Origin of the sequence: Phycisphaera sp. (assembly GCA_025916675.1) — a bacterium.
In the GTDB taxonomy this organism is placed as follows: domain Bacteria; phylum Planctomycetota; class Phycisphaerae; order Phycisphaerales; family UBA1924; genus JAHCJI01.
Map to the genome: position 1 here is coordinate 2426455 of CP098402.1, position 23984 is coordinate 2450438.

Sequence of the window (23984 nt, forward strand, 5' to 3'; positions counted from 1 at the left end):
CCCATGGTGCCGGATGATCGCTAGGCTCGTTCGCAATGACTGACCCCTCCGAACGCCCCCTCGCAGCGCTGCTCTCTATCGGTGACGAACTGGTGCTGGGCGAGAAGCTCGACACCAACTCGAAGTGGCTCGCCGATCGGCTTGGTGCCGCCGGTGTGCTCGTGGCCGAACATCGCACCGTCCCCGACCATCTCGAGACGATCGCCAACGCCATCGTGCATCTGGTCGGCGTGGCTGATGTTGTCATCGTTGGCGGGGGCCTGGGCCCCACTGCAGATGACCTCACGCGCCAGGCGCTCGGCCGGGCTCTGGAACTGCTTTCAGGCAAACCCCAGCCGCTCGTCGAAGATCCGCGGGCCGTCGAAGCGATCCGCGGGCGATTCGAGCGTAGCGGCCGAACGATGCCGGAAGCCAACCTCGTGCAGGCCCTTCGGCCCGCGAGCGCGGAGGGACTGCCCAACGAGCATGGCACCGCCCCGGGCATGCTGGCTCGGGTACACGTGCTGGGCCGTCCGCGACTCATCGCGTGCCTGCCCGGACCACCGCGCGAGATGCGGCCCATGTTCGAAAGGGCTCTCGCGCCAGAGTTCCGCCGATTGCCGGGCGTTGCCCACGCCGAGTTGCGTGTCGCACAAGTCTTCGGCCTGGGCGAGAGCGAACTGGCGACCCGCATCGCGGACCTGATGCACCGCGACAACAACCCCGCCGTCGGCACCACCGCCTCATCGGGCATGGTGACGTGCCGCGTCCGGGCCGAGCCGTCGCGGCCGGTGCGCGGACCGTATCGGGCAACCGAGCCCCTGCTGGCCGTGGAAGAAGCACTGGCCACCATCGAGCGTTTGGCTGCGGGATACGTCGTGAGCCGCGAGAACAGGACGCTCGGCAGCACGCTGCTGGATGAGGCGGCAACCCATGGCATCTCGATTGCGACCGCCGAATCGTGTACCGGCGGGCTCGTAGGGCAGATCTTGACGGCCGAACCGGGGAGCTCTCGTGCCTATGCCGGGGGCTGGATCACCTACAGCAACGAGATGAAGCTGCGCGAACTTGGCGTGCCGCAGGCCGATCTCGACACCTGCGGGGCGGTGAGCGCTGAGGTCGCGCGGGCGATGGCCGTTGGGGCCGCGGATCGCGCCGGTGTCGATCTTGCGCTCTCGATTACCGGCATCGCCGGCCCGGATGGCGGCACGTCCGAGAAGCCCGTTGGCACGGTCTGGGTCGGGTGTGCCCATAGGGGCCAGCCGGCACGCGCGAAGGGTTTCCGATTTGCCGGCAATCGCGACGCGATCCGGCTCTGGTCGGCCAACACGGCGTTGTTTATCGGGCTGCAGGCCATCCGTGGCCAGACCGAACACCGACTGCTCTGGGAGGACGCCTGACTCGGCAACAACCAGATTTGTCAGAGCCATGACAGGTTCACTCGATTCGGGTCTGGAATCCGCCGATGACCTCCGTGCAAGCCAGGCCGAGGAGGCGGAGAGATGGCAGGTCACAATCTTGAGCCCATGCTCAGCGTGTACGAGAACGACCCCGACCTGGGTGAGATCGTCGCGTTGTTCGTTGCCGAGATGCCCGAGCGGCGAGACGATTTGCACAAGGCCGTCGAAGCCGGCGACCTGAGCAAGGCCATCCGTATCGCCCACCAACTGAAGGGCGCCGCCGGTGGTTATGGATTCGCAGCGCTCGGGACCGTGGCGGCGACCACGGAACGCGCATTGCTTGACCTTCTCGACGCAAGCAACTCAGAAGTTGCCGCCATTCGCGCCGCCACCACGCCCTTGCTCGAGGCGTGCGGGCGGATCCGTCTGTCGTCGTCCGAGTCCGCCGCTTGATGTTGAATTCCGAAACCGCCAGGAGCTGCCCTTGAGCGAGTCCGCCGACCAACCCGTCACACCAGCCGCACGACCCATCGTGCTCGTGGTGGACGACTCGCCCCTGGTCCACCGGCTGCTCAAGGCCCGCCTGCGCGACGAGGCGATCGAGCTGCGTCACGCCAACTCGGGCAAAGAAGCGATGGAGCTCATCTGCACCGCCGACGTGGCCACCGTGCTGCTCGACCTGAGCATGCCCGACATGGATGGCTTCGAGGTGCTCCGCGCTCTGGGCGCGAAGGAAGACGCCACGCACATCCCGGTCATCGTGCTCTCGGGCCAGCAAGACTCGCAGGACAAGGTGATGGCCTTCGCGCTTGGCGCGATGGACTACATCACCAAGCCGTTCGACCTGGCCGAGCTTCGCGCGCGGATGCGGTCGTCCCTTCGGATGCACCGGCTGGTGCGCATGCTTAGCGAGCGCGCCCAACTCGATGGGTTGACCGCCCTGTGGAATCGCAGCCACCTGGACGAGCGGCTGGCCCAGCTGGTGACGACCGCCGAGCGGAGCAACCGCCCCCTCTCGCTGGCACTACTCGACCTGGACCACTTCAAGAGCATCAACGACAACTACGGCCACCCGGCCGGCGACGCGGCCCTGCAGGGCGCCGCCGACATCATCGCGCAGAGTGCCCGCGGCTCGGACATCGCGTGCCGGTACGGTGGCGAAGAGTTCGCCGTCATCATGCCCGAGACCACGCCCGATCAGGCCCAGACGCTGTGCAACCGCATCCGCGAGGCCATCGCCGAGCGGGACTGGCCGGCCCACCCCGATCGCAAGATCACCGTGTCCATTGGTGTGGCCGGTGCCGAAGGTTCGTGCGGGTTCTCGCCCGATCAGTGGGTCGCCCACGCCGACGCCGCGCTCTACAAGGCCAAAGAGAGCGGCCGCAACCGCGTGATCGTCTCGCCGCTGACCAAGGGCAAGCCCAAGCTCGCCGCGGCCAGCTAAGCCAACACGCTAAAACGGGAAGACCAGGCCGGCGTAGAGCTGCGGCGCGTCGCGTGACGGGTTCCGCGAATCGCCGCGTGTGCGCGCGTTCGAGATGTGGTGCCAGCGCAGCCCGCCGATGAACCGGACGTTCTCGGCGATCTCGCGTGTGAAACCGATGCCCGCCCGTGGCATGAAGTTGAACTCCGTTCCCTCGGGCGGAACGGCGTCGGTCGTGCCCAGCACGCCGATGCCCACGTCGGCGAACATCGTCCACCGCTCGCGCGTGAGGAAGTGCCAGCGGAAGCCGATGCTGGCGCTCAGGCCGTAGGCGGCCTCGCCACCGCGGTCGTAGAACGACCACAGCCCGCCCTCGACGAACCACTCGATGTCGTCGACGAGGAAGCGGTTGTAGCTGAGTGTGATGCCCTGGTCGAAGCCATCGCCCTCGTAGGCCCCCGAGTAGGAGACGACCCAGGTCGCGCAGCCCTCGGCGCAATAGCCGGGCGGCGGATCGATCTCCTGGTCGCTCTGCTGGCCCCAGGGCGTCTGCACGAACCGCAGCCGCTCACCGGGGTCGGGCGTGGCCGTGTCCTGGGCGATCGCGGGTGCCGCCAGCAGGCCCAACATCAGGCAGAAGATATCCGTCGCGTCCTTGCGCATGGGAGCAAGGATACCACCATGACCGACAAACAGCCCGACCAACAGCCCGGCCCGTCCGATCCGAACACCGACCGCCGCCTGACCGGCCTCGAAGAGGCCGCCATGTTCCACGAGCAGGCCGCCGGAGATGCCCGCGAGGCCGCCGAGGAGGCCCTTCGCCGCATCCTGGCCCTGGAGCGGCGGATCGCGGGCATGGAGGATCGGCTGGGCCACCTGATCCAGGCCGAGCCCGACATGCCGGGCGACGAGAAACCCCCGCACTCGGCCGGCTAACAATCTCTACCCGACACCGCGTCCCGGATACCCGTACCGACTCCGTATATCGAAACGAGCCCGCCTTGCCCCCCACTACCAGCCAAAGCAAAACCCAGAGCTCGAACTGGACCGGCGCCTCGGTCCGCGCGTCGTTCATCGAGTTCTTCCAGAAGCTCCAGGCCGCCCCGCACCCGATCGTGCCGTCGAGCCCGGTGGTGCCCCACGATGACCCGACGCTCCTGTTCGCCAACGCGGGGATGAACCAGTACAAGCCGCTGTTCCTTGGGCAGGCCGATCCGGGCAGCGACCTGGGCAAGCTCAAGTGCGCGGTGAACAGCCAGAAGTGCATCCGCGCGGGTGGCAAGCACAACGACCTCGAAGACGTGGGTAAGGACACCTACCACCACACCTTCTTCGAGATGCTGGGCAACTGGTCCTTCGGCGACTATTTCAAGGCCGAGGCCATCGAGTGGGCCTGGACGCTGCTGACCGAGGTGTGGGGCTTGCCCAAGGACCGGCTGTACGCCAGCTACTTCGGCGGCGACGAGAAGCAGGGCCTGCCCGCCGACGACGAGGCCAAGGAGCTCTGGCTGCGCTTCTTGCCACCCGAGCGCGTGCTGCCCTATGGCGCCAAGGACAACTTCTGGGAGATGGGCGACACCGGGCCGTGCGGGCCGTGCAGCGAGGTCCACTTTGATCGTGTGGGCGGGCGTAATGCCAGTAAACTGGTCAACGCCGATGACCCGAGCGTGATCGAGATCTGGAACCTGGTGTTCATCCAGTACGACCGCCAGGCTGACGGCACGCTCAAGGAACTGCCCGCCAAGCACGTCGACACCGGCATGGGCCTGGAGCGTGTGCTGAGCGTGCTGCAAGACAAGCCCAGCAACTACGACACCGACCTGTTCACGCCGATCTTCGAGGCGATCTCGAAGATGACCGGCACGCGACCCTATTCCGGCAAGCTGGGGCACGAGGACGAGGGCCAGATCGACTTCGCCTACCGCGTGGTGGCCGACCATGCGCGGGCGTTGACGTTCGCGCTGACCGATGGGGCGGTGCCGGGCAACGAAGGCCGCGGCTACGTGCTGCGCCGCATCCTGCGCCGGGCCGTGCGCATGGGCTGGCAGAAGCTGGGGGCCAATCCGGGCTTCCTGAGCGAGCTGGTGCCGGTGATCGTCGAGCACTACGGCGAAGCCTTCCCCGAGTTAAAGAAGAACCCCGATCGCGTGGCTGGCATCATTCGGGAGGAAGAAGAGAGCTTTGGACGTACGATGGAGCGGGGCGTAAAGCTGTTCGAGGAGATTGCCGGCGAGAAGGGCAGCACGATCTCCGGCGCCGACGCCTTCCAGCTCTACGACACCTTCGGCTTCCCCCTCGACCTCACCCAGATCATGGCCGAGGAGCGCGGGCTGACCGTCGATGTCGAGGGCTTCCACGCGGCCATGGCCGAGCAGCGCGAGCAGTCTCGCGCTGGGGCCAAAGACTCGGCCGAGGCCGGGCTCGCGCTCGACGGCGAGTCGATCGCCAAACTGCAGAGCCTGAAGGTCAAGCCCACCGACGACGTGGACAAGTTCCACGGCCGGGAGATCCGCGCCCGCGTCAAGGCCATCTGGAACGGCCGCGACTTCGACGAGCACGCCCAGGCCAGCGGCCGGGCCGACCCCATCGGCGTGGTGCTCGACGACACGAACTTTTATGCCGAGATGGGCGGGCAGCAGGCCGACCACGGGCGGATGTTCGTGAGCAAGGAGGCCCGCACCAGCGTCAGCGACAGCCACCACGGCGGCGAGTTCAGGGTCGAGGGCGTGAAGGCCTACGGCGGGTACGTGCTGCACACCGGCCGCATGGTGCGCGGCGAGCTGCGCGTGGGCGACGAGGTGACGCTGAACCTCGAGGGCGACCGCCGGCTGAACCTGGCGGCCAACCACACCACCACGCACCTGTTCAACTACGCCCTGCGCGAGGTCGTGGGCGGGGACACGCCCCCCGAGCAGCGCGGCTCGCTGGTCGCGCCCGATCGCCTACGGTTCGACTTCGACGCCAGCGGGCCGATCTCTCCGGCCGACCTGGGCCGCATGGAGACCATCGTGCGGCAGGTGCTCGAGCAGGACCACCCCGTCCACGCCGACCTGGTGCCGCTGGGCAAGGCGATGGAGATCAACACCCTGCGCGCGGTGTTCGGCGAGAAGTACCCCAACCCGGTGCGCGTGGTATCGATCGGCGCGCCCATCGACGAGATGGTGGCCGACCCCAAGAACGAGAAATGGATGGGCTTCTCGGTCGAGTTCTGCGGCGGCACGCACCTGGCCACCACGGCCCAGGCCGAGAGCTTCGCGATCGTCCACGAGGAGGGTGTCGCCAAGGGCATCCGCCGCATCGTGGCGGTGACACGGCAAGAGGCCCGCAAGGCGATCGCCCAGGCCAACGCGCTGGCGGTCGTGCTGCAAGAAGCTACCAAATTGAGCGACGAGGACCTGGAACCCGAGATCGCGCGATTGGGCCGGATGATCGACGAGGCCATCGTGCCCGTGTCGCGCAAGGACGAGCTGCGCATGGCGCTCGGCACGCTGCAAGACCGCGCCAAGCAGGCGCGCAAGGCCCAGGCCCAGCAGGCCAGCAAGAAGGCCGTCGAGCAGGCCAAGACGCTTGCGCAGAGCACCGGCGACGGCAACCCGCTGGTAGCCATCATCGACGCGATGGGCGACCGCGGCGCGATGCAGTCGGCGCTGGGCGAGGTGCGCAAGACGCTGCCCGACTCGCCGATCATGCTGCTAAGCCTCGATCCTGAGAACAAAGTTGCCCTGCTCGCCGACGTCCCCCAGACCGCCATCACGCGCGGGCTGAAGGCGGGCGACTGGGTGCGCGGTGTCGCGCAAGTCGTTGGTGGCAAGGGCGGTGGCAAGCCCACGCAGGCCCAGGGCGGCGGGCCAGAGGGGGCCAACATCAAGGCCGCCGCCGACAAGGCCCAAGAAATGGCCCTCGCGTCGATGGCCTAAAACTCTCCCGTGCCCGATCCGAAACGAAGCGAGAAGAACGAAGCGGCAATGGCCGCCTGGCGCCGGCGCATGGGCGGGTGGTCGGCGGGCATCGACTTCGCCGCCGTCGCGGTCGTGAGCCTGCTCGTCGGCCTGGGCATCGACTACTTCGCCGGCACCGGGCCGCTGTTCCTGATCATCTTCCTGTGCGTGGGCGTCGTTGGTGGGTTTGTCGCGTTCGTGCGCACGGGCATGCGGCTGAATCGGGGGCCAAAGAATTGACCGACGGGAGGCAACCCGGAACCGACGAGCCGCTGGTCGCCGCCACGCTCACCGAGCGCCTGACGTGCGCCGCGTGCGGCTACGACCTGCGCGGGCTGAGCGTGCTCGAACGCTGCCCTGAGTGCGGCATGCGTATCGCCACGAGCATCCTCGCGGTGATCGACCCTCGCGCGCAAGAGTTCGAACCCATCCGCAAACCAAGGCTGGTCGCGTTCGGCTTGCTCACCTGGTCGATCGGCGGATTGCTGGCCGCTACGTGCGCGTGGACGTTGCGCGCCGCGGAGCTGCCCGCGCTTGGCAACAACCCGCACCTTATCAGCGAGGGTGGCGCTCGGACACTGGCCATGATCGGCGTGGTCTGCATCGTGATTTCGGGCATCGGTGCCGTCGCGCTGGTCAAGCCGGCCAAGCGGATGCCGCCGATCGGATCGCGGCTGGCACTCATCGGTGTGGCGCTGTACGTGCCGCTCGCCGCGGCGTTCTGGGTCTTGCATGGCCAGCTCGATGCCTCGATGGCAAGCCCCTACTTCGGACGCTTCCCCGATGCCGAGCGTGTCATTATTCGCGCCGTCGAGCTCTCGTTGATCGCCGCCATCGTGCTGACGTTGCGTACCAATGCCCGCACGCTGGCAGCCCGATCGGCCATCCTGCGCACGGGCCGCGTCGATCGGCAGACCATGTACGCGGTCGCCGTCACGGCCGGCCTTGGCGTGCTGGGCGATCTAGTACGGCTGGCGGCCGCCAGCACCGATGGCGCCATGGGGCAATTGCTGAGCATCGGCGGCGTCACGCTGGTGGTCATCGCCTCGGCCTTGCTCACCATGGGCATGGCTGGTGCAACGATCGACTGCGTGCGTATCGCGCGCGCTTTGCTGCGTTCTGGCCGCCGGATCGCGAGCTTGGTCTCGATGGTTGACGTGGCAAGAGCCGAGAGGCGGGCGGACGCGGCACCGTGAGCGAGGCCGTACCGACCGAGTTCCAAGAACGCTTCGATGCGCTGCTCGAACGCTTGCTCGTGGCGTTGCCAGATCGCGTCCGGGCCGTGCTCGACGAGGTGCCCCTGCACGTGATGGACGAGCCCGACCGGCTGATCCTGAAGGATCTGGGCGTCGAGCCGGCCGATATGGACGACGCGGTCGAGGAACTCTGCGGCCTGCACACCGGCTTTATGCTCACCGAGCGGCCCATCGAGCTCGACGCCGTGTTGCCCGACGAGATCCACCTGTTTAGACGAGGGATCGCCCTCATGGCCGGCGGGTGGAACGCCGATGACGAAACGCTGGCCGAGCAGATCCGCATAACACTGTTGCACGAGATCGGCCATCACTTCGGGCTCGAGGAAGAGGACCTGGGCGAGCTGGGTTACGCCTGACTGGTCCACTTGAAGGCCGAAATGTCCGAGGGGCGGATCTAGCATCCACCAAGAGATTCCACGCGCGACTTACCAAGGAGGCCTCCATGCGCCCGACCCGCACTCTTTCGTACCTCACCGCCGGGCTCATGGTCCTTTCGGCCGGTGCCACCCACGCCCTGGCCCAGGCCCGCGACCGCATCGGCCTGCTGGAGATCACCGGCACACCCACCGACGCGCCCAGCCCGCTGGCCTGGCTGTTCGGCGAGGCCGAGCCCACGCTGAGCGAGTTGGTGGACGCCATCGAGAACGCCCAGGCCGAGCACAACCTCGACCACCTCGTGCTGCGCCTGAAGGACGCCGCCCTGAGCTGGTCCATCGTCGACGAGTTGGGCCAGGCCATCGAGCACGTGGACATCCCCGTCACCGTGTACGCCGAGCAGATGGGCCCGACCGACCTGATGCTGGCCAGCTACGCCGACACCTCGATGATCCAGAAGGCCGGCGATGTCTCGCTGCCCGGCCTGTACATGGAAGAGATGTTCCTGGCCAACACGCTGGATTGGGTGGGTCTCAAGGCCCAGCTCATCCAGGTTGGCGCGTACAAGGGCGCCAACGAGCAGATGACCCGCGCCGAGCCCAGCGAGGCCTGGAACCAGAATATCAACAGCCTGCTCGACAGCCTGTACGGCCACATGGTCGGCACGCTGGCCGACGGCCGCGGCACCGACGCCAAGGGCGTCGAGAACGCCATGAAGACGTTGTGGATGGCCAACGCCGAGGACGCGGTTGAAACCGGCATGGTCGATCAGGCCATCGACCTGCCCGACCTGGGCGAGGCGCTGGCCGGCGAGGGCGCGAACCCGCGCTGGATCACGCTCAACGCGGGCCACGAGGGAACGGCCCTCGACATGGCCAACCCCTTCGCGATGATCCAGATGCTGGCCGAGGAGCCCGACGTCCAGCTCACCGGCCCGACCATCGCCGTGCTGCACCTGAGCGGCACCATCATGACCGGCGACTCGGGCGAGGCGGGGCTCTTCGGGGGCAGCAAGACCATCGGCAGCCGCAGCGTGCGTAACGAACTCAAGCAGTTGGCCGACAATGACCTCGTGCAGGCGGTCGTGCTCCGCATCGATTCGCCGGGCGGGTCGGCCACGGCCAGCGAGATCATCTGGCAGGGCGTGCAAGACCTGCGCAAGAGCAAGCCCGTGTGGGTGAGCATCGGCAACCTGGCCGCCTCGGGGGGGTACTACATCGCCGTTGCGGGCGAGAAGATCTACACTAATCCGTCGAGCATCGTGGGTTCCATCGGCGTCGTTGGCGGCAAGATCAGCATGACCGAGTTGTACGACACGCTCAAGATCAACGTTGTCGGCCGAGCCCGTGGCCCGCGCGCCGACATGTTCGCCTCGGCTGAGCCGTGGAACGACCAGCAGGTGAGCATCGTCCGCAACAAGATGGCCGAGACCTATGAGCAGTTCACCGGCCGCGTCACGCAGGGCCGCCCGGGCATCGACCTGTCCAAGACCGCCGAGGGCCGGCTGTTCCTGGGCAAGGACGCCGTGGGCCTGAAGATGTCCGACGAGGTCGGCTCGCTCGACGACGCCGTGACGGATCTTGCACAGCACGTCGGCCTGACGAACTACGACGTTCGGCACTTCCCCGGCCCCAAGGCGCTCACCGAGATCATCGAGGAGGCCATGGGTGGCTTCATGGGCGCGAACGCTCCGACCGCGAGCGATGCCTCGAACCTGCCGATTGTGCGGGCCGTGCGCGCCGCGGTTGGCGAGCAGACGTGGACCCAGATCGTCCACTCGCTCAACTCGTTCAGCCTGCTGCGCGAGGAGCCGGTCGTGCTGACGGCGCCGAGTGTGGTGACGTTCCGCTGAGCCCTACCGCGGCGGTCCGGCGGGGGTCGAGGAGTGCCCCCGCACGACCTTCCACTGGCCATCGGCCTGCCGCTCGACCACCATCGTCATCACGCCCGCATACGCGAAGGCCTCCTGGCCTTCCGTGGTGGCGCGCGTGCTGAATTCGGCGCTCAGGGTTGCCAGACTCTGGGCCAACGGCACGACGCTGACGTTTGTGAGCGCCGTATGCAACTCCATGCCAGACGCTTCGAGGCCGTCGAGGCTCTTGAGCACGTCTTGTGCTGATGAGTACAGGGCCCGGCCATCGGTGAACCACGTGAAGCGGTCGTCGGCCACGTACAGGCCGGCGATCGCCTGGTTGTTATCGCTCTCAAGGGTTCGGATGTATCCAGGCAGGAAGCCATCGAGTTCCTCGGTAACTCTTGCGGCATCGAACTCGGGCGTGGGATCTGTCGCGGCCGAACGGACCCCGTCGGCAACGACGACAAGCGAGGTCATGCCGATGACCAGCGCGCACGATCCGGCAAACTTCTTTCTGCTTCCCATTGCGATCACTCCTGTGTGGTGTTGACGCTGCTGGCGTACTGCATGACACCCGCGACGTTGCCCTCGGTGTCCTTGAACATGGCGAGCGTGCCCACGGTTGGGATCTCGAAGGGCGGCGAGGTGATGGTGCCGCCGGCCTCTTCGATGGCCGCGACCGACGCGCGCACGTCGGCCACGGCTATGGTGCATTCGTAGCCGATCATGCCCTGGCCGCTCACCGGGGTTCGGCGTTTCTGGAGGGCACCGTGCGGGCCGCCGGCCCGGGTGTGGATGAGGTAGAACTCGGGCGGGCCCCAGGCCTCGAAGATCCAGCCGAAGACGGCCTCGTAGAAGGTCCTCGCCCGTTCGACGTCGTCGACGTGGATGGCGAAGTGGGCGAGTTGGTTGGGTTCGGCTGGCATGGGCGGCTCCGGGGTTCTTCCGATGCCAGAAGCGTACCACGAAATCGATATGGCTCAATCACGGTATAATGACAATTAATGTCGCCTATCAGCCACGTCGTCGACCAGTTTCTTGTCCGATGCCTGGCCCTCAACCTGCCGGCGGGGTTTCGCATCGACGAGCATGCCCACGCATGGCCGCAGCTGGTGTATGCGTCGTCGGGGGTGCTGACGGTCGGCACCGGCTCGGGGATATGGGTGGTGCCCAGCCGGCGGGCGGTGTGCGTGCCCGCCGGCGTTGAGCATTCGGTGGCATGCTCGGGAGCGACGGCGGTGCGGACGCTGTACTTCCACCCCGTGATGTGCGGGCACTGGGAAGACCGGCCTCGGGTCGTGGGCGTGTCACCGCTCCTCACCCAACTCGTGCTGCATGTGTTGGAACTCGGTGGACTGCGTCGCGACGACGCCCGGCAGCGGCGGCTGGCTTCGGTGGTGCTCGACCAGATCGCGACGACGAGGGAAGCGCCGTTGCGGTTGCCCATGCCCAGTGACGAACGGGCGATTCGGATTGCCGATAGGATCATGGCGAATCCCGGGGACGCTCGCACGCTCGAAGGAGTCGCAGAAGGAAGCGGGGCGAGTGCGCGGACGCTGGCACGCCTGTTTGCCGAGCAGACCGGGATGTCTTTCGGGCAATGGCGCACGCAGGCGCGGCTCGCGCACGCCCTCACGCGGTTGGCCGAGGGCGTGCCGGTGCAGTTGGTCGCCACCGAGGTGGGCTACGAGCAACCCAGCGCGTTCATCGCGATGTTCAAGCGAGAATTGGGCGAAACGCCCGGGCGGTACTTCGATGACGCGGCCGACGGATCGGCCCGGGCTTAGACCTCAAGCACTTCTTTGCTCTTGTCGGCCACGCGGCGGTCGATCTCGGCCTCGTGCTTCTTGAGCATCTCCTGGATCTGGTCCTTCAGGTCGGCGACCTGGTCCTCGGAGATGTGGGCGCTGGAGTCCTTGGCTAGTGCGTCGGCGTGCTTGTTGGCGTCGCGGCGGGCGTTCCGCAGGACGACCTTGGTTTCTTCGCCCACCTTCTTGCAACGGGCCACCAGCTGCTGGCGGCGGTCGGACGTCAGGGCGGGCACGTTGATGCGGATCGACTTGTCCTCGACCACGGGGCTCAGGCCCAGGTTGGCCGCCTCGATGGCCCGGCGGATGTCGCCCACGGCACCCTGGTCGAAGGGCTTGATGAGCAACTGCGTGGGCTCGGGCACGCTGATGGCGGCGAGCGCCTTGAGCTCGGTGCTCGCGCCGTAGTAGTCGACCTTGAGGAACTCGATGAGCGCGGTGCTGGCGCGGCCGCTGCGCACGCCGCGGAGTTCCTGCTTGAGGTACTCGACGCCCTTTTCCATGGCGTCTTCGGCTTCGAGAATGATGGTGTCGGGATCGGTTGACATGGGAACGTCCTCACAAGCCGCCGGCGTGCGTTCGCCGGGCTGGGTGCTTATCGCACGGATAGTCGAGTCCCGATCGTTTCGCCGCGGATGACCGCCGCGATGTTGCCGGGCTTCTGGAAATCGAACACGACCACGGGCATGTCCTGCTCCTGGCACATGGCCAGGGCGGTCATGTCCATCACGCCCAGGCCCTTGTCGATGGCCTGGGCGAAGGTGAGGTGGTCGTACTTGGTTGCGGTGGGGTCGGTCTTGGGGTCGGCGGTGTACACGCCGTCGACCTTGGTGGCCTTGAGCAGGCTCTGGCAGCCCAACTCCATGGCCCGGAGCGAGGCGCAGGTGTCGGTCGAGAAATAAGGGTTGCCGGTGCCGCCGGCCAAGATCACGACGCGGCCCTTCTCGAGGTGGCGGATGGCCCGGCTGCGGATGAACGTCTCCGCGACGGCCCGGATCTCGATGGCGCTCATGACCCGGCTGTCGATGCCCACCGAGGTCAGGGCCTCGCGGAGGGCCAGGGCGTTGATGACCGTGCCCAGCATGCCCATGTGGTCGGCCGTGGCCCGCTGGATGAGCCCCGCGGCGGCCAGTTGGGCGCCGCGGATGATGTTGCCGCCGCCCACGACGATGGCGAGTTGGGCCCCCTGGGTGGTCGCCTGGGCGATCTCGTTGGAGATGTCGGCCAGCAGGGCGGGGTCGACGCCGGCACCCGAGCGGCCGAAGGCCTCGCCGCTGAGCTTCAGGAGCAGTCGGTTGGGCTCCCGGTCGGCGTCGGGAGCCGTGGGTTTGGGCTTGGCGTTGGGCTCGTCGACGGTGTGCATGTGGCTCGATGGACCCCGCGTGTGTGTGCCTGGGAACATGCCCAGCGGCTGCCAGGAGATGGGGAAAACCATCGTCTCAACCCATCGGATGCAACCAGAGGCCCTCGCCCCTGGTAGCGGATTCAGGGTAGGCACCCGGGCGGGTTGGGCCACGCTGGCGCGATCTCGTGGCCGGGGGCGAGGCAGCCCGGGGTTTCGGGCAATCCCTGTCGCCAAGCCGATGAACGGGCGGCCACCCCCCGCCCCAGCCCGGTGCAACCATTGACCATGGACCCACGCGAATCCGAGAACCAACCGCAGCCCGGAGACGGCCTCGACACCAACGAGGGCGAGCATGCCGGCGTGCTGGCGTGGGTCAACCGCCACAAGGTGCCGCTGCTGGCCAGCAGCGCGGCGGTGTCGCTGCTCGTCCACGTGATCGTGCTGGTCATCGCCGCACTCATCCAAATGAACCAGCCGGTGGCCCAACTCGGCTCGGCGGCGTCCGAGGTCGACTTCGCGGTCATGACCGATGCGGAGCTGTCCGAAATCGCCGCCGAGGAGTTGGCTCTGGAGGCACCCGACACCGATTCTTCCAGTTCACCCCTCGAACTGCAAGCCGAGCTCGACCTTGGTGCGCTCGAGGTCGACATGTCGGACCTGGCCGAGTCGATGGGCGACGTGACGCTCCAGATCGGCGGCGGGGACCTGGACGGCGCGGGGCTTGGTGTCGGTGACAGCGCGGGCTCGGGGGCGAGCTTCTTCGGGGTCGAGGCGCGGGGCAACCGGTTCGCGTTCGTGGTCGATACCTCGGGCTCGATGGTCAACGACGGCCGGCTGCAAGCGATGCAGCAGGAGCTCATCCGGTCGGTTACCGGGCTCTTCAGCTCGTCGGACTTCTTCATCGTCTTCTTCAACTCCGGCGCGTACGCCCCGGGCGACCGCGGCATCGCGTGGGTCAAGGCGACCGATAGCGGCAAGAACAAGGCGCGGGGGCACATCCTGGCGACCCGGGCCGAAGGTGCGACGCGGCCGGCGTCCGGCTTCCAGTTGGTTGCCCAGCTCGAGCCGCTGCCCGATGCGATCTACTTCATGACCGACGGCGAGTTCTCCGACGACGAGGCCGAGCAGATCCTCGGGACCTTCGGCCGGCGCAACATCCCGATCCACTGCATCACGTTCCGCAGCCGAGAGGGCGAAGCGGTCATGCGTCGGATCGCCGCCGCCACGCGCGGCACGTACACGCACATCGAGGGCCGGCCTTGAGGCCTGCGCGACGACTTGGTGTTGCCGCGATCATGATGGCGATCGCTTCCCCCGTGCTGGCACAAGGCGAAACGCTCGTGCTGCGTGCCTTCGAGCGCCCCCCCCCGGGGCAGGCGATGGGCGTGGGCCTCCAGGGCGTCCAGGTGCGCACGGGCCAGGGCGACGTCGTGATCGTCGGGTGGGACCGCGTGCTAAGGCTACCGGCGGCGTTGGCCGGGGCAGCCGAGCCGTTCGATTGGCTGGCGGTGGATGCCTGGCGTGCCCGGACCCGAATCGAGCGGGGCGATCTGGTGCTTGCCGAACCGTTGTTGCAGGGCATCATCGAGCGAGCGGATGCCCAAGGCGTGCCATTGCGCGGGCCAACGGGGCTGGTGGTGGCCGAGGGCCTGCTGCGTTGCCGGCTGGCACGCGGGGCGAACGCGGCGGCGCTCGAGCCCTGGCTGGCGTGGATCGACGCGTCGATCGTGCGTCAGCCGCGCACGACCTTCGCGCACCGTGATTGGGCGCAAGAAGCGGGACTCCCGCCGGTGATCGACGGGACCACCGAGCTGTGCCCGCTACTGCCGCCGATGTGGCTAGCCACGCCCTCGCTCCGGCTGGTGATCCAGCTTCAACCGGCCGAGGGCGAGCGCGACAAGGCCGCGGCGATGCGTGCCTTGTATCAGGCCGCCGCACGGCACGAGCTTGGCGAAACGGTCACCGACCTGCCGGACGTGCCCCGCGAGGCTGCCAGCGAGTTGGTTCGCGACATCGTGGCGGCGCGCGTGCTTGATGACGCGGAGCGTGCATCGGCCCGGGCGCGTCTCGAGGCGGCCCTGCCGAGCGCGGCCTCGCCCTGGTTGGCCGCGTGGATCCGCGCCGCCATCGGCCGCTCGCTGGTGCTCGAAGAAGATGAAGAATCCAGGCTGCGCGGCGTGGCCCAGTTGCTGCGCGTGCACGTACTCCATCGCGACGACTCGCCCGCGCTGGCCGACATCGCGCTGGCCGAAGCCTCCGCCACGCTGGCCGTTCTCGGCCAGACCGACGCCGCCGGCTTGCTCGCACGCGAGTTGGTACGGCTCGGCCCGCAGTCTCCGGTGCTATCGTGGCCCGGGATCGCGGGTCTGCTCGACACCGCACCACCATCGACCCCGCCCGCTCCAGAAGAACCCACCGCCGGAGACACTCCATGAGCTTTGTATCGGGCGCACTCGCCCAGTTTTCCGCGCCCGCATGGACGCTGCTGGCGCAGACCACCGCGGCAACGCCGCCCAACGAGGGCAAGACGCTGCTGCAACACATCCTCTCGGGTGGGCCGATCGGCATCGTCATCATCTTGCTGTCGTTCACGGCGGTGCTGATGGCGGTGTGGCTGGTGGCGGAGATCCGCCTGCCCAGGCTCGCGCCGCCGCGCGTGGTCGAGGGGCTCGACCGGCTGCTGGCGGCCAACGACGTGCGCGGCGCGCTGGCGTTCTGCCAGGCCGAGGAGAACCGGTGCCTGCTTACGGGCATGTTCGCGGCAGCGCTCACGCGGTGCCTGCGTTCGCCCTTCGGGTTGCTTGAATTGCGGTCGGCCTTGGAAGAGGCGGGCCAGGAGCGATTCGCGCGATTGCAACGCAAGACCGACCCGATGGGCCTCATCGCCGCGGTCGCACCGATGCTCGGTCTGCTGGGCACGGTCGTTGGTCTGGTCGGTGCCTTCGAGACGCTCAGCGTGAGCGAGGGCGTGCGGCCCGAGGCGTTGGCGTCGAGCATCTCGGTGGCGCTCATCACCACGGTGCTGGGTCTGATCGTCGCCATCCCCGCCACGGCGTTGCACAGCTTCTTTCGCAACCGCGTGGACGCGCTCGCCCAGAACGTGGCCGAGCTGACCGAAGAGTTGGCGGCCCGCATCCAGAGCTCCAAGCCCGCTGGCGGGCAGTCGCCCACGCCCGCGGGGCGTGCGCCCGCGCCGACCACGGCCGGCGCGCGCTGACGGAAGGAACCGATGCTCTTTGGCGCTAAACCAGCCCGGGTCCGCTTCACGGTGAACATGACGCCGATGATCGACGTGGTGCTGCTGATCATCATCTTCTTCCTGTACACGGCACGGTTCGCCGAGGTCAGCCGAACGAGCGTGGACCTGCCCGACGAGCCCGGCACCGAAGACGCCGCGAGCGATCCCGACGCGTTGCTGATCGACGTGCGTAGCGACGGGGCGTTCCTGGTCAACGGCCGCGATCGCTCGCTGGAACGCGTGATCGAGATCGTGGAGGAACAGGCCGACCGGGCAGGCGGCCCCGAGAACCTGCGCGTGCTGCTGCGTGCCGATCGTGGCACCGCGGCCGGCCCGGTGAACGAGCTCGCCCGCCAGTTGACACGCATGGGCGTGCGGCAGTGGAGCCACGCGACCGTCGATCGATCGGGGCGGGGCTAACCGATGCGCGTGAGACCCGCCAGCACTCGCGGTGAGCTGGGCGAGCTGCCGCTGACGCCGATGATCGACGTGGTGTTCTTGCTACTGATCTACTTCATGGTGACGGCGACCATCACGCCGCCCGAGAGCCGCGTGGCATCGACGCTGCAAGGCGAACGCGGCTCGGGGCAGGCCCGCGACCTGAAGCCGCAGATCGTGACGATCGACCTGACCGGGAGCACCGTGACCTATCGCCTGGGTTCGCGGGTGTTCGCCGATCGGGAATCACTGGCCGCCGCGCTCGAACAACTACCCAAGGAGGGCGGTTTGTTCGTGCGTGTGACCGATCGGGCCCCGTGGTCCGCGGTGGCGGGCGTGATGCAGGACGCGCTGGACGCGGGCTTTGTGAAGAGGACCTATGTACCGGCGGACTAGGACCATCCCGGCTCTCGCTCTCGTGCTGACGTGCGTTGCCGGGGCCGCGCACGCGCAGGGCGACGAGGAGCGTTTCGAGGCCTACCTCGATCGGTACGAGCTGCGCGAGGTCGAGGCGGCCGACTTGCGGTATCGCTTCGAGAACGCGCCCGTCGACGAACGCCAGCCCATCGCAAAACGACTGGCGGCGCTCTATGTCGAGTTGCTCGGCTTGGCCGCGAACCCGGAAGATCGCCAGCACATCGAGCAACTCGGCCAACGGCTGACTCGGCAGCTTCCCGATGAGGTCGCGGGGGATCTGCGTCTGGCCCTCGTGCGCGCGCGGTACCAGTGGGCCAAGGAGGTCGCCGAGCGCGCCCGCCTGAACGAGGTGCCTAAGGATGACCTGGACGAGGCCGAGCGGACGCTGCGAGCGCTGGTACCCGAGCTCTCTTCGATCGCCCAGACGGCCAATGACTCGGCCTACCGACTCGATCGCCGCCGCACCGCAGTCGGCCTGGATGAGGCCCAACAAGAGGTCTACGAGGTCGCCACGCGCGTGCGCTCGACCGCGCACTACCTCCTCGGATGGACACGCTACTACCTGGCCGTCATGACCGAAGGAACGCGATACGCGAGCGATGCGCTCAAGGACCTTGGCGTGCTGCTGGGAGCCGACACGAACAAGCCCGCCAGCATCGAGCGGGCCGACGAGCGGCTGATGCGCTTCGACCATGTCGCGGATGCGGCCATCGCCGCGGCGTTCTGCGAATCCCTGCTTGGCAATGCCGACACGGCCCTTCGGTGGATCGAGAAGGTGGATTCGGCCGGCACACTCTCGGAGGGCATCCGCGAGCGGCTGTTCGTCTGCCGCCTGCTGGTGCTGGGCGAGGCCGGACGCTGGCGAGACCTGTCGTACCACAGCGACATCAAGCGTCGCTCGCGCCGGGCCGATGGTGAGCCCGGGCTCGAACCGCTCGAATCGCAGCTGCTTGCGCACATCTCGTGGGAGGCGTTGTCGAGCCGGCGGCTGAGCCCACGCGATCGTTCCGTGCTCGAAGAGATCGCCCACGCCGCCATCCAGGACCTCGTTCGCCAGAACCAGGTGACCGTGCTGCGTTCGCTCGTCGAGCAGTTCGGCACGTCGTCGCTCGAAGGCGAGGGCTTCATATTCGCATTCGTGCGCGGGCAGAACGCCTACGAGCGGGCCACCGAGGCGTACGAAGCCGCGGGCTACACCGACGGCCAGATCGCCGATACCGATGCCATCGCGAACCTCTACGCCGCCGCCGTTCGCGCCCTCGACGCGGCGCTCGACGCCGACGACGCGGCGCGATTCCCCGGCGAGCGTGCGCAGGCCATGCAACTGGCGGCCATGGCCGCGTACATGGGCGGCGCCTTCCTCGACGCGACCGACCGATTCGAGCAAGCCCACGAGGCGGCCGATGACACCGAACAGGCCGAACGCGCGCTCTGGCACGCGATCGTCGCGCTCGACGCGGCCATCCGCGAGGGCGCGGGCGGTATCGAGGCCCGCCGCGATCGGTTGGTGGCCCTCTACCTCCAGAGCTTCCCCGGCACCGAGCGTGCGGCGCGCCTGCTGGTCGCCCAGGCCGGCGCGGCCTCGGCCGACGATTCCCAGGCCGTCGAGATCCTGCTGAACGTCGAGGCCGATTCGCCCTTGTACGAAGCGGCGCGGCGACGGGCCGAACGCTTGCTCTACGCGAGGCTTCGCCGGCTGACGGGCGATGCTCGCTCGGCCGCCTCGCTGCGCTACCTCACGGTTGCCGATGAACTGCTCTCGATTGATCGCCGCCGCGCCGCCACGGGCGACGTCGAGTCGGCCACGCAGGCCGCCAATCGCGCGCTGGCCCTGGCCCGCGCGATGCTCCAGGTCATCCTGGGCTCGCCCGTGCCCGACCTCGATCGGGCCGAAGCACTCCTGGACACGGTGCAGGAACTCCGCCTGCGCGTCGGCTCACCCCCCGAGACCATCGAATCCGAGATCGCGTATCGCCGCCTGCAGGTCGCGCTCGCGCGAGACGAGGTCGAAGAGGCTCGCCGGCTGGCCCGCACGTTCGATGACGCGGACGGCGCGTTCAAGATCCTCTCGCAGCGCGCGATGTACGCGTGGGCCGCCGAACGATTCCGCGACACGCCATCCGACGTCCGCTACGCCGAGCAGGTGGTGGAATTCGGCCGGCCGGTCATCGCCGAGATGGGCAGCGACGACGCCACGCTCGCCACCCCGCAAGCCTTTGGCGTCCACACGACCGTGGCGCGGGCGGCCTGGGTGCTGGCTCGCGGCGAAGGCCTCGAACAAGCACAACGCGAGATGCTCGATCTGGTCGTCGCGATCGATGGGCGGCTGGTCGCCGCCGACGTGGCCGATGCGTTCTCGCTCTCGCGGTTCGCCTACGCCAGCGAGATGGCCGGCCGGCCGGGCGACGCGCTCGACGCCTGGCGGCGCTTGCTGGCGGGGGCGCCCGAAGAGTCGGCGATGGGGTTGCGGGCCCGCTACGAGTCGGCGCGATTGCTGGGCAAAGAGGACGCGCCGCGAGCCATCGACGCGCTGCGCCAGCACCTGCTGCTGTACCCGGGCGCACCCGAACCGTGGGCCACCCGCCTGGCCGAACTGCTCACGAGCCTCGAACGCGGCCACGACCTGCCGCCACCGGCGTTGGAGGACGCCCCGTGAGCGGAACCCCACCACCACCGCCCGCAGGGCCGCGGCCCACCCCGCGCGAGGCCGCGATCGCGGGAATCCTGGGCCTTGCGCCCGATGTCGACGCCGCCGGCCTGATCGGCGTCGATCCCGACCGGACCGACGACGGCGAAATCGTCGCCGCCCTCAACGAGCGTCTTGCGAAGGTCAACGCCCACCGGTACGGCGGCACGCCCTTGGGCGACGAAGCCCGGCTCGCGCTGCACGCCGCCGCCGCGCAGCTGCTCGGAAGCCGGCGGCGGTCGACCAGCTTCGGCGTCGAGCCCGACCAGCCAACCGATCTTCCCGCGCGATGGTCTCGCCCGCATGCATTGCCGCCCGCGCACCTGGCCCTGCAGCAGGACGCCGTGCTCGCGCTCGGCGCGCACGGCGGGTGGAACGCGACGACCATGCGGCACTTGTCGATGCTGGCCCACGCGCGCGGGCTCACGGGCGACGACCTGGCCGTGGCCCTCACGCGCCTCGCCCGCCAGAGCGGGCCGGCCGTCGCGCCGTCGGGCAACGGATCGGGTGCGGTGGATGACGGCGTTTCCGATCCCGGCCAGTATTCGCCCGCGGAGCACGCGCTCGTTCACTCGGGCAACAACGACCTCGCGTTGCTCGGCGCGATGGCGGTGGCCGTCGTGCTCACGCTCGTCGCTGCGGCGGCGGTGCTCATCGCCATCCCGGTGATGCGAAACTCCGGGCAAGCGGCCCAGCAGGCCGCTGCGGCCGAGCAGCCCGCGCCGATCGCCACCCCCTCCGGCCCGACGCCCGCAGAGCGAGACGCGGCGATCGCCGAAGCCCAGCGACCGGCCGAACCCCAACGCCAGCAGAGCACGACCCCCGACACAAAGATCGACACCATCGTGACCGACCTCCGCCTGGCCGCCGAACGCCGCAAGAAGGGCAACCCCTCGGCCCAGGCCGTGTTCGAGCGTGCGGTCAGAACACTCGCCAACAACTGGCCGCGCGTGCGCCCCGACCAGCAACAAGCAGCACTCGGGCAGGTCATCGATCACTTGTACCTGGTCCGCGAGGATCCCGCGACCACGCAACGGGTTGTTGGATTCCTCGTGGCCCCAATAGCCGAGGGCGACGGCGAGCCCACCCTGGCCGCTCGCACGTGGCAGGTGGGCGCCATCGTGCGGCTGTCGAAGGAGCAGAACCTGCCGGCACCGGCCGTCGAGGGGCTGCGGAGCTTCATCCTGGCCGAGGCCCCGCTCGAAGCACGCGCGGTGGGCGACTTTGCTGCGGGCGTGACGGTGGCGCTGCGGGCAGAGCTTGCAACCTTGTCCGAAGCGGGCAGCTTCAACGCCGATCCGAAGGCGTGGGAGGCTTGGCTCGCGTGCGTCCAGGGGCTGGCGGCATCCGAGCCGGCGTTGGGCCATCGCCTGTTGCTGGCCGGGCTCGAGGCCGTGCTGCTAAGCGGGCCCGACCCGACCGACGAGCGTGTGTTCCAGATCGTGCGCCGGCTGGTGGTGTCGCTGCAGTGGCGTCCCCAGGACGAGTCACGGGGGCGGCTGCTGGCCTGGTTTGACGACCCGGCGATCACCATCGCCGACCTGCACGCCCTGACCAACGTGCTGGCCACCGCCTCGGGCGCTCCGGGTGTCGACCCAACCATGGTGCTGCCGGTCTTGGCCAGCCCGGCGCAACGCTCGCAAGTGCGGGACCGCTTCGCCGCCGCGTGGAACGTGCAGTCGGCCATGGCACACGGCGAGGTCGCCAACCGCTGGCTGGGCGAGGCCCGGCGCCACCTTGAGGCCCAGCCCGAGAACACCCCAGCGACGCTCGCCGTCGACGCCGCCGTCTCGGCGCGCCTGAGTGCGGCCGCCACGCTCCTCTGGCAGGGCCAGGCCAACGAGGCCGACACGATCCTGATGAACCTCCGCGATGGGCTCGGCGGCGGCCCCGCCCAGACGACCGCCGGCACGCGATCGATCTATTTGGCCAGCCACAGCGACCCGAGCCCCTGGGCGCTGCGGTATCTGTCGCAGCGGCGCCCCGAGTTGAAGGCCGACCTGCTGGACGAACTCGCCAGGCGGGGGCCCACGCACGCGGTCGAGGCCGAACTCATCGCCGAGGCGTTCCTTCGCGGCAAGACCATCGACGTACGCGAGCGTGCGGGCAACCTGCTCGGCGGGTACGCGAGCAAGCCGGTGGTCATCGCCGCCGTGCTCGAGACCTTCCCGCTGCCCGGGGCCGACATGCGGCGCCGCGAGATGGTCGAGATGGTCACCGGCGTGCGCCTCCCGTCGGACGACGCTTGGGAGCTCGTCGCGCGGCGGACGCTCGTCGAACGGCTCTTGCAGCTCATGGCCTCGGAGGGCGGCCTGGCCCGCATCGACCGCGCCGCCGAGGCCATCGCCCAGGCCTACACCCGGAGCCTGGCAACCGGCTCGGCGGCGCAGAGCGACAACCCGCCCGAGCTCTCGGCTGAGTTGCTGTGGAACCGTGCCCGCCAGAGGGCCGACCGCCTCGTGCCACCGGCCATCTGGCCTTGGAGCCCCGGCGAGGTCGACCGCCGCCTGGCCGGCCGCACGAGGCTGGCCCAGGGCCGCGTGCAATGGTTCGCCGCGTACCAGTTCGCGCTCGTCGAGATCACGCTGTACAACACCGCAGCCGAGCGCCCGTCGCTGGCGATGCGACTGGCCGACGAGCTCACGAAGATGCAGGATGCCAGGCGTGAGGCGCGCGGCGTGCTCGCGCAGGTCTCCATCGTCGAGCGCGCCCGGCTTGAGTCCTGGCGGCTCAGATTGTCCGAGGCGGCAACCGGAGGCCCGCAATGAGACCCACCATGAACCTCGCAAAGAGGCTTACGCTGTGCGTCCTGATCGCGATCCTGTTACCCGGGGCGGCCCTGGCCCAGGACTTCGCCCCGCCGGTCGAAGACCCGCAAGCCGAAGAGCCGCAACCCGAAGAGCCGTCCGAGCAGGCCGAGCCGGAGCCGACCCCGATGCGCACCGCGATGGACCGCATCGCCGACCTGCGCGAGCGGCTCGCCGACCTCGACGCGAGCGACGCGATGGCATACATCGAGCTGGGCGAGGAGGTGGCTTCGGAAACCGGCTCGCCCGAAGACCGCGATCTGGCGCGCCACCTGTACGCCGTGGCCTACGACCTCGAACGCGAGACACGCGCGCGGCCCGAGGTGATCGCGGGCGCGTGCCTCGGCCTGGCCTCGCTCGAGGTCTCGGACGAGGGGTCGGCCTGGCTCTACGCGGTTGCTGGTCTTGTCGACCCACGCGCCACACGCGGCGAGGGCGCGGGTGTCACGACGCTGGCCATCGCCCCGGACGTTGCCGTGGCCGCCGCGAACGCGCTGGGCCTGGCTCGCTCGGGCGAGGGACGCCGGGCCGGACGCATCTACGAGGATCCGGCCGTCCACCAGGTATTCGATCGCTACGGCCGGCTGCTTGGCGGCACTGGCGGGCTGAGCGGGCTGAACCGCTTCGAGCGCGCCCTAAGAGACTGGCCCGACCTGGAATGCGGCGGCTCGCGGGTCATCACGCGGCGCGGCGAGGATGGCATCGAGACCCACCTGTGCCCGAGCTGCCGGGGCAATCCCGGCCCGCCCATGAGCGAGCAGGAGTTCCTCAACCAGCTGCGCTTCGAGAGCCGCTTGCTGCGGGGCATCCACCAGAGCTGGGGCGCCCAGATCGCGGCCGATGGCGGTGCGCCGCTGCTCGACCCGGACCCGGATCGCGTGCCCGAGCTGCTGATCGCCCGCTACGGCACCGATACTGCCAAGCGGCTGTGGCGCGGCGGCGTGTGGTTCGAGCCGCCGGCCTCACCGGCCCCAACCCAAGACCCGCCGGCAGAAGAGCCAACGCCCGGGCCGTAGACT

Annotated in this window: 23 protein-coding genes; 18 read left to right on the forward strand and 5 right to left on the reverse strand. The window is 68.8% G+C overall.

Features of this window, described 5'->3' with window-relative positions; genetic code table 11:
* Positions 1-35: 35 nt before the first annotated feature.
* The 3 genes from NCW75_10405 (at position 36) to NCW75_10415 (ending at position 2823) form a co-directional block, all read left to right on the forward strand.
* On the forward strand, positions 36-1379 hold the full coding sequence (locus NCW75_10405; GenBank protein UYV11708.1) for a CinA family nicotinamide mononucleotide deamidase-related protein: 1344 nt from the start codon (positions 36-38) through the stop codon (positions 1377-1379).
* 102 nt (positions 1380-1481) lie between these two features.
* A complete protein-coding gene (locus NCW75_10410) occupies positions 1482-1832 on the forward strand; it encodes an Hpt domain-containing protein (GenBank protein UYV11709.1) in 351 nt (116 codons plus the stop codon).
* Between the two features lie 31 nt (positions 1833-1863).
* Positions 1864-2823: a diguanylate cyclase gene (locus NCW75_10415; GenBank protein UYV11710.1), complete on the forward strand. Its 960-nt coding sequence runs from the start codon at positions 1864-1866 to the stop codon at positions 2821-2823.
* Positions 2824-2832: 9 nt separating this feature from the next.
* On the opposite strand, the gene NCW75_10420 is transcribed toward NCW75_10415, so the two are convergent.
* The gene (locus tag NCW75_10420) at positions 2833-3465 is read right to left on the reverse strand and encodes an acyloxyacyl hydrolase (protein ID UYV11711.1); all 633 of its coding nucleotides are present in this window, start codon (positions 3463-3465) and stop codon (positions 2833-2835) included.
* A gap of 18 nt (positions 3466-3483) precedes the next feature.
* On the opposite strand from NCW75_10420, the gene NCW75_10425 reads away from it, so the two are divergent.
* The 6 genes from NCW75_10425 to sppA all read left to right on the forward strand — a co-directional run bounded on the left by NCW75_10425 (position 3484) and on the right by sppA (position 10223).
* Positions 3484-3738 carry a hypothetical protein gene (locus NCW75_10425; protein ID UYV11712.1) on the forward strand — a complete coding sequence of 85 codons (255 nt, stop codon included), beginning with the start codon at positions 3484-3486 and terminating at the stop codon, positions 3736-3738.
* A 65-nt stretch (positions 3739-3803) separates the two neighbouring features.
* The gene (gene alaS, locus NCW75_10430) at positions 3804-6719 is read left to right on the forward strand and encodes an alanine--tRNA ligase (GenBank protein UYV11713.1); all 2916 of its coding nucleotides are present in this window, start codon (positions 3804-3806) and stop codon (positions 6717-6719) included.
* Positions 6720-6728: 9 nt separating this feature from the next.
* Positions 6729-6980, forward strand: coding sequence for an AtpZ/AtpI family protein (locus tag NCW75_10435; protein UYV11714.1), 252 nt, complete (start codon positions 6729-6731; stop codon positions 6978-6980).
* Positions 6977-7936, forward strand: a complete 960-nt coding sequence (locus NCW75_10440; GenBank protein ID UYV11715.1) for a hypothetical protein — start codon at positions 6977-6979, stop codon at positions 7934-7936. The genes NCW75_10435 and NCW75_10440 overlap by 4 nt, the downstream gene beginning before the upstream one ends.
* Positions 7933-8352 carry a metallopeptidase family protein gene (locus NCW75_10445; protein ID UYV11716.1) on the forward strand — a complete coding sequence of 140 codons (420 nt, stop codon included), beginning with the start codon at positions 7933-7935 and terminating at the stop codon, positions 8350-8352. Before NCW75_10440 ends, NCW75_10445 begins: the two co-directional genes overlap by 4 nt.
* A gap of 86 nt (positions 8353-8438) precedes the next feature.
* Positions 8439-10223: a signal peptide peptidase SppA gene (gene sppA, locus NCW75_10450; GenBank protein ID UYV11717.1), complete on the forward strand. Its 1785-nt coding sequence runs from the start codon at positions 8439-8441 to the stop codon at positions 10221-10223.
* A gap of 3 nt (positions 10224-10226) precedes the next feature.
* On the opposite strand, the gene NCW75_10455 is transcribed toward sppA, so the two are convergent.
* Both NCW75_10455 and NCW75_10460 read right to left on the reverse strand, forming a co-directional pair.
* On the reverse strand, positions 10227-10751 hold the full coding sequence (locus NCW75_10455) for a nuclear transport factor 2 family protein (protein UYV11718.1): 525 nt from the start codon (positions 10749-10751) through the stop codon (positions 10227-10229).
* 5 nt (positions 10752-10756) lie between these two features.
* The gene (locus NCW75_10460) at positions 10757-11152 is read right to left on the reverse strand and encodes a VOC family protein (protein ID UYV11719.1); all 396 of its coding nucleotides are present in this window, start codon (positions 11150-11152) and stop codon (positions 10757-10759) included.
* Positions 11153-11230: 78 nt separating this feature from the next.
* Between NCW75_10460 and NCW75_10465 the strand changes: the two genes are divergently transcribed.
* Positions 11231-12013 carry a helix-turn-helix transcriptional regulator gene (locus NCW75_10465; protein ID UYV11720.1) on the forward strand — a complete coding sequence of 261 codons (783 nt, stop codon included), beginning with the start codon at positions 11231-11233 and terminating at the stop codon, positions 12011-12013.
* Here NCW75_10465 and frr read toward each other — a convergent pair.
* Together frr and pyrH are read right to left on the reverse strand one after the other, a co-directional pair.
* A complete protein-coding gene (gene frr / locus NCW75_10470; GenBank protein ID UYV11721.1) occupies positions 12010-12582 on the reverse strand; it encodes a ribosome recycling factor in 573 nt (190 codons plus the stop codon). The two genes, NCW75_10465 and frr, sit on opposite strands and share 4 nt — an antisense overlap.
* 47 nt (positions 12583-12629) lie before the next feature.
* Complete coding sequence (gene pyrH / locus NCW75_10475; protein ID UYV11722.1) at positions 12630-13397, reverse strand: UMP kinase; 768 nt, start codon at positions 13395-13397, stop codon at positions 12630-12632.
* Positions 13398-13664: 267 nt separating this feature from the next.
* Here pyrH and NCW75_10480 point away from each other — a divergent pair, with 267 nt between their 5' ends.
* Genes NCW75_10480 through NCW75_10515 form a run of 8 tightly spaced genes read left to right on the forward strand, consistent with a single transcriptional unit; the run spans position 13665 to position 23981 of the window.
* Positions 13665-14642: a VWA domain-containing protein gene (locus NCW75_10480; protein ID UYV11723.1), complete on the forward strand. Its 978-nt coding sequence runs from the start codon at positions 13665-13667 to the stop codon at positions 14640-14642.
* Between the two features lie 53 nt (positions 14643-14695).
* Positions 14696-15814 carry a hypothetical protein gene (locus NCW75_10485; protein UYV11724.1) on the forward strand — a complete coding sequence of 373 codons (1119 nt, stop codon included), beginning with the start codon at positions 14696-14698 and terminating at the stop codon, positions 15812-15814.
* Positions 15811-16596: a MotA/TolQ/ExbB proton channel family protein gene (locus tag NCW75_10490; GenBank protein UYV11725.1), complete on the forward strand. Its 786-nt coding sequence runs from the start codon at positions 15811-15813 to the stop codon at positions 16594-16596. Before NCW75_10485 ends, NCW75_10490 begins: the two co-directional genes overlap by 4 nt.
* A 57-nt stretch (positions 16597-16653) precedes the next feature.
* Entirely contained in the window at positions 16654-17037 is a 384-nt protein-coding gene (locus NCW75_10495) for a biopolymer transporter ExbD (protein ID UYV14190.1), read from the forward strand.
* Between the two features lie 3 nt (positions 17038-17040).
* Entirely contained in the window at positions 17041-17451 is a 411-nt protein-coding gene (locus NCW75_10500) for a biopolymer transporter ExbD (protein ID UYV11726.1), read from the forward strand.
* Entirely contained in the window at positions 17435-20128 is a 2694-nt protein-coding gene (locus tag NCW75_10505) for a hypothetical protein (GenBank protein UYV11727.1), read from the forward strand. Before NCW75_10500 ends, NCW75_10505 begins: the two co-directional genes overlap by 17 nt.
* Positions 20125-22926 (forward strand): hypothetical protein, encoded by a 2802-nt coding sequence (locus NCW75_10510; protein ID UYV11728.1) that lies wholly within the window; start codon positions 20125-20127, stop codon positions 22924-22926. The genes NCW75_10505 and NCW75_10510 overlap by 4 nt, the downstream gene beginning before the upstream one ends.
* 8 nt (positions 22927-22934) lie before the next feature.
* Positions 22935-23981 (forward strand): hypothetical protein, encoded by a 1047-nt coding sequence (locus NCW75_10515; protein ID UYV11729.1) that lies wholly within the window; start codon positions 22935-22937, stop codon positions 23979-23981.
* Positions 23982-23984: the final 3 nt, after the last annotated feature.

Coding starts and splice junctions, on each gene's coding strand:
- NCW75_10405 (UYV11708.1), top strand. CDS start 36: ATGACTGACCCCTCCGAACGCCCCCTCGCAGCGCTGCTCTCTATCGGT.
- NCW75_10410 (UYV11709.1), top strand. CDS start 1,482: ATGGCAGGTCACAATCTTGAGCCCATGCTCAGCGTGTACGAGAACGAC.
- NCW75_10420 (UYV11711.1), bottom strand. CDS start 3,465: ATGCGCAAGGACGCGACGGATATCTTCTGCCTGATGTTGGGCCTGCTG.
- NCW75_10425 (UYV11712.1), top strand. CDS start 3,484: ATGACCGACAAACAGCCCGACCAACAGCCCGGCCCGTCCGATCCGAAC.
- sppA (UYV11717.1), top strand. CDS start 8,439: ATGCGCCCGACCCGCACTCTTTCGTACCTCACCGCCGGGCTCATGGTC.
- NCW75_10455 (UYV11718.1), bottom strand. CDS start 10,751: ATGGGAAGCAGAAAGAAGTTTGCCGGATCGTGCGCGCTGGTCATCGGC.
- NCW75_10460 (UYV11719.1), bottom strand. CDS start 11,152: ATGCCAGCCGAACCCAACCAACTCGCCCACTTCGCCATCCACGTCGAC.
- NCW75_10465 (UYV11720.1), top strand. CDS start 11,231: ATGTCGCCTATCAGCCACGTCGTCGACCAGTTTCTTGTCCGATGCCTG.
- frr (UYV11721.1), bottom strand. CDS start 12,582: ATGTCAACCGATCCCGACACCATCATTCTCGAAGCCGAAGACGCCATG.
- pyrH (UYV11722.1), bottom strand. CDS start 13,397: ATGCACACCGTCGACGAGCCCAACGCCAAGCCCAAACCCACGGCTCCC.
- NCW75_10480 (UYV11723.1), top strand. CDS start 13,665: ATGGACCCACGCGAATCCGAGAACCAACCGCAGCCCGGAGACGGCCTC.
- NCW75_10490 (UYV11725.1), top strand. CDS start 15,811: ATGAGCTTTGTATCGGGCGCACTCGCCCAGTTTTCCGCGCCCGCATGG.
- NCW75_10495 (UYV14190.1), top strand. CDS start 16,654: ATGACGCCGATGATCGACGTGGTGCTGCTGATCATCATCTTCTTCCTG.
- NCW75_10500 (UYV11726.1), top strand. CDS start 17,041: ATGCGCGTGAGACCCGCCAGCACTCGCGGTGAGCTGGGCGAGCTGCCG.
- NCW75_10505 (UYV11727.1), top strand. CDS start 17,435: ATGTACCGGCGGACTAGGACCATCCCGGCTCTCGCTCTCGTGCTGACG.
- NCW75_10515 (UYV11729.1), top strand. CDS start 22,935: ATGAACCTCGCAAAGAGGCTTACGCTGTGCGTCCTGATCGCGATCCTG.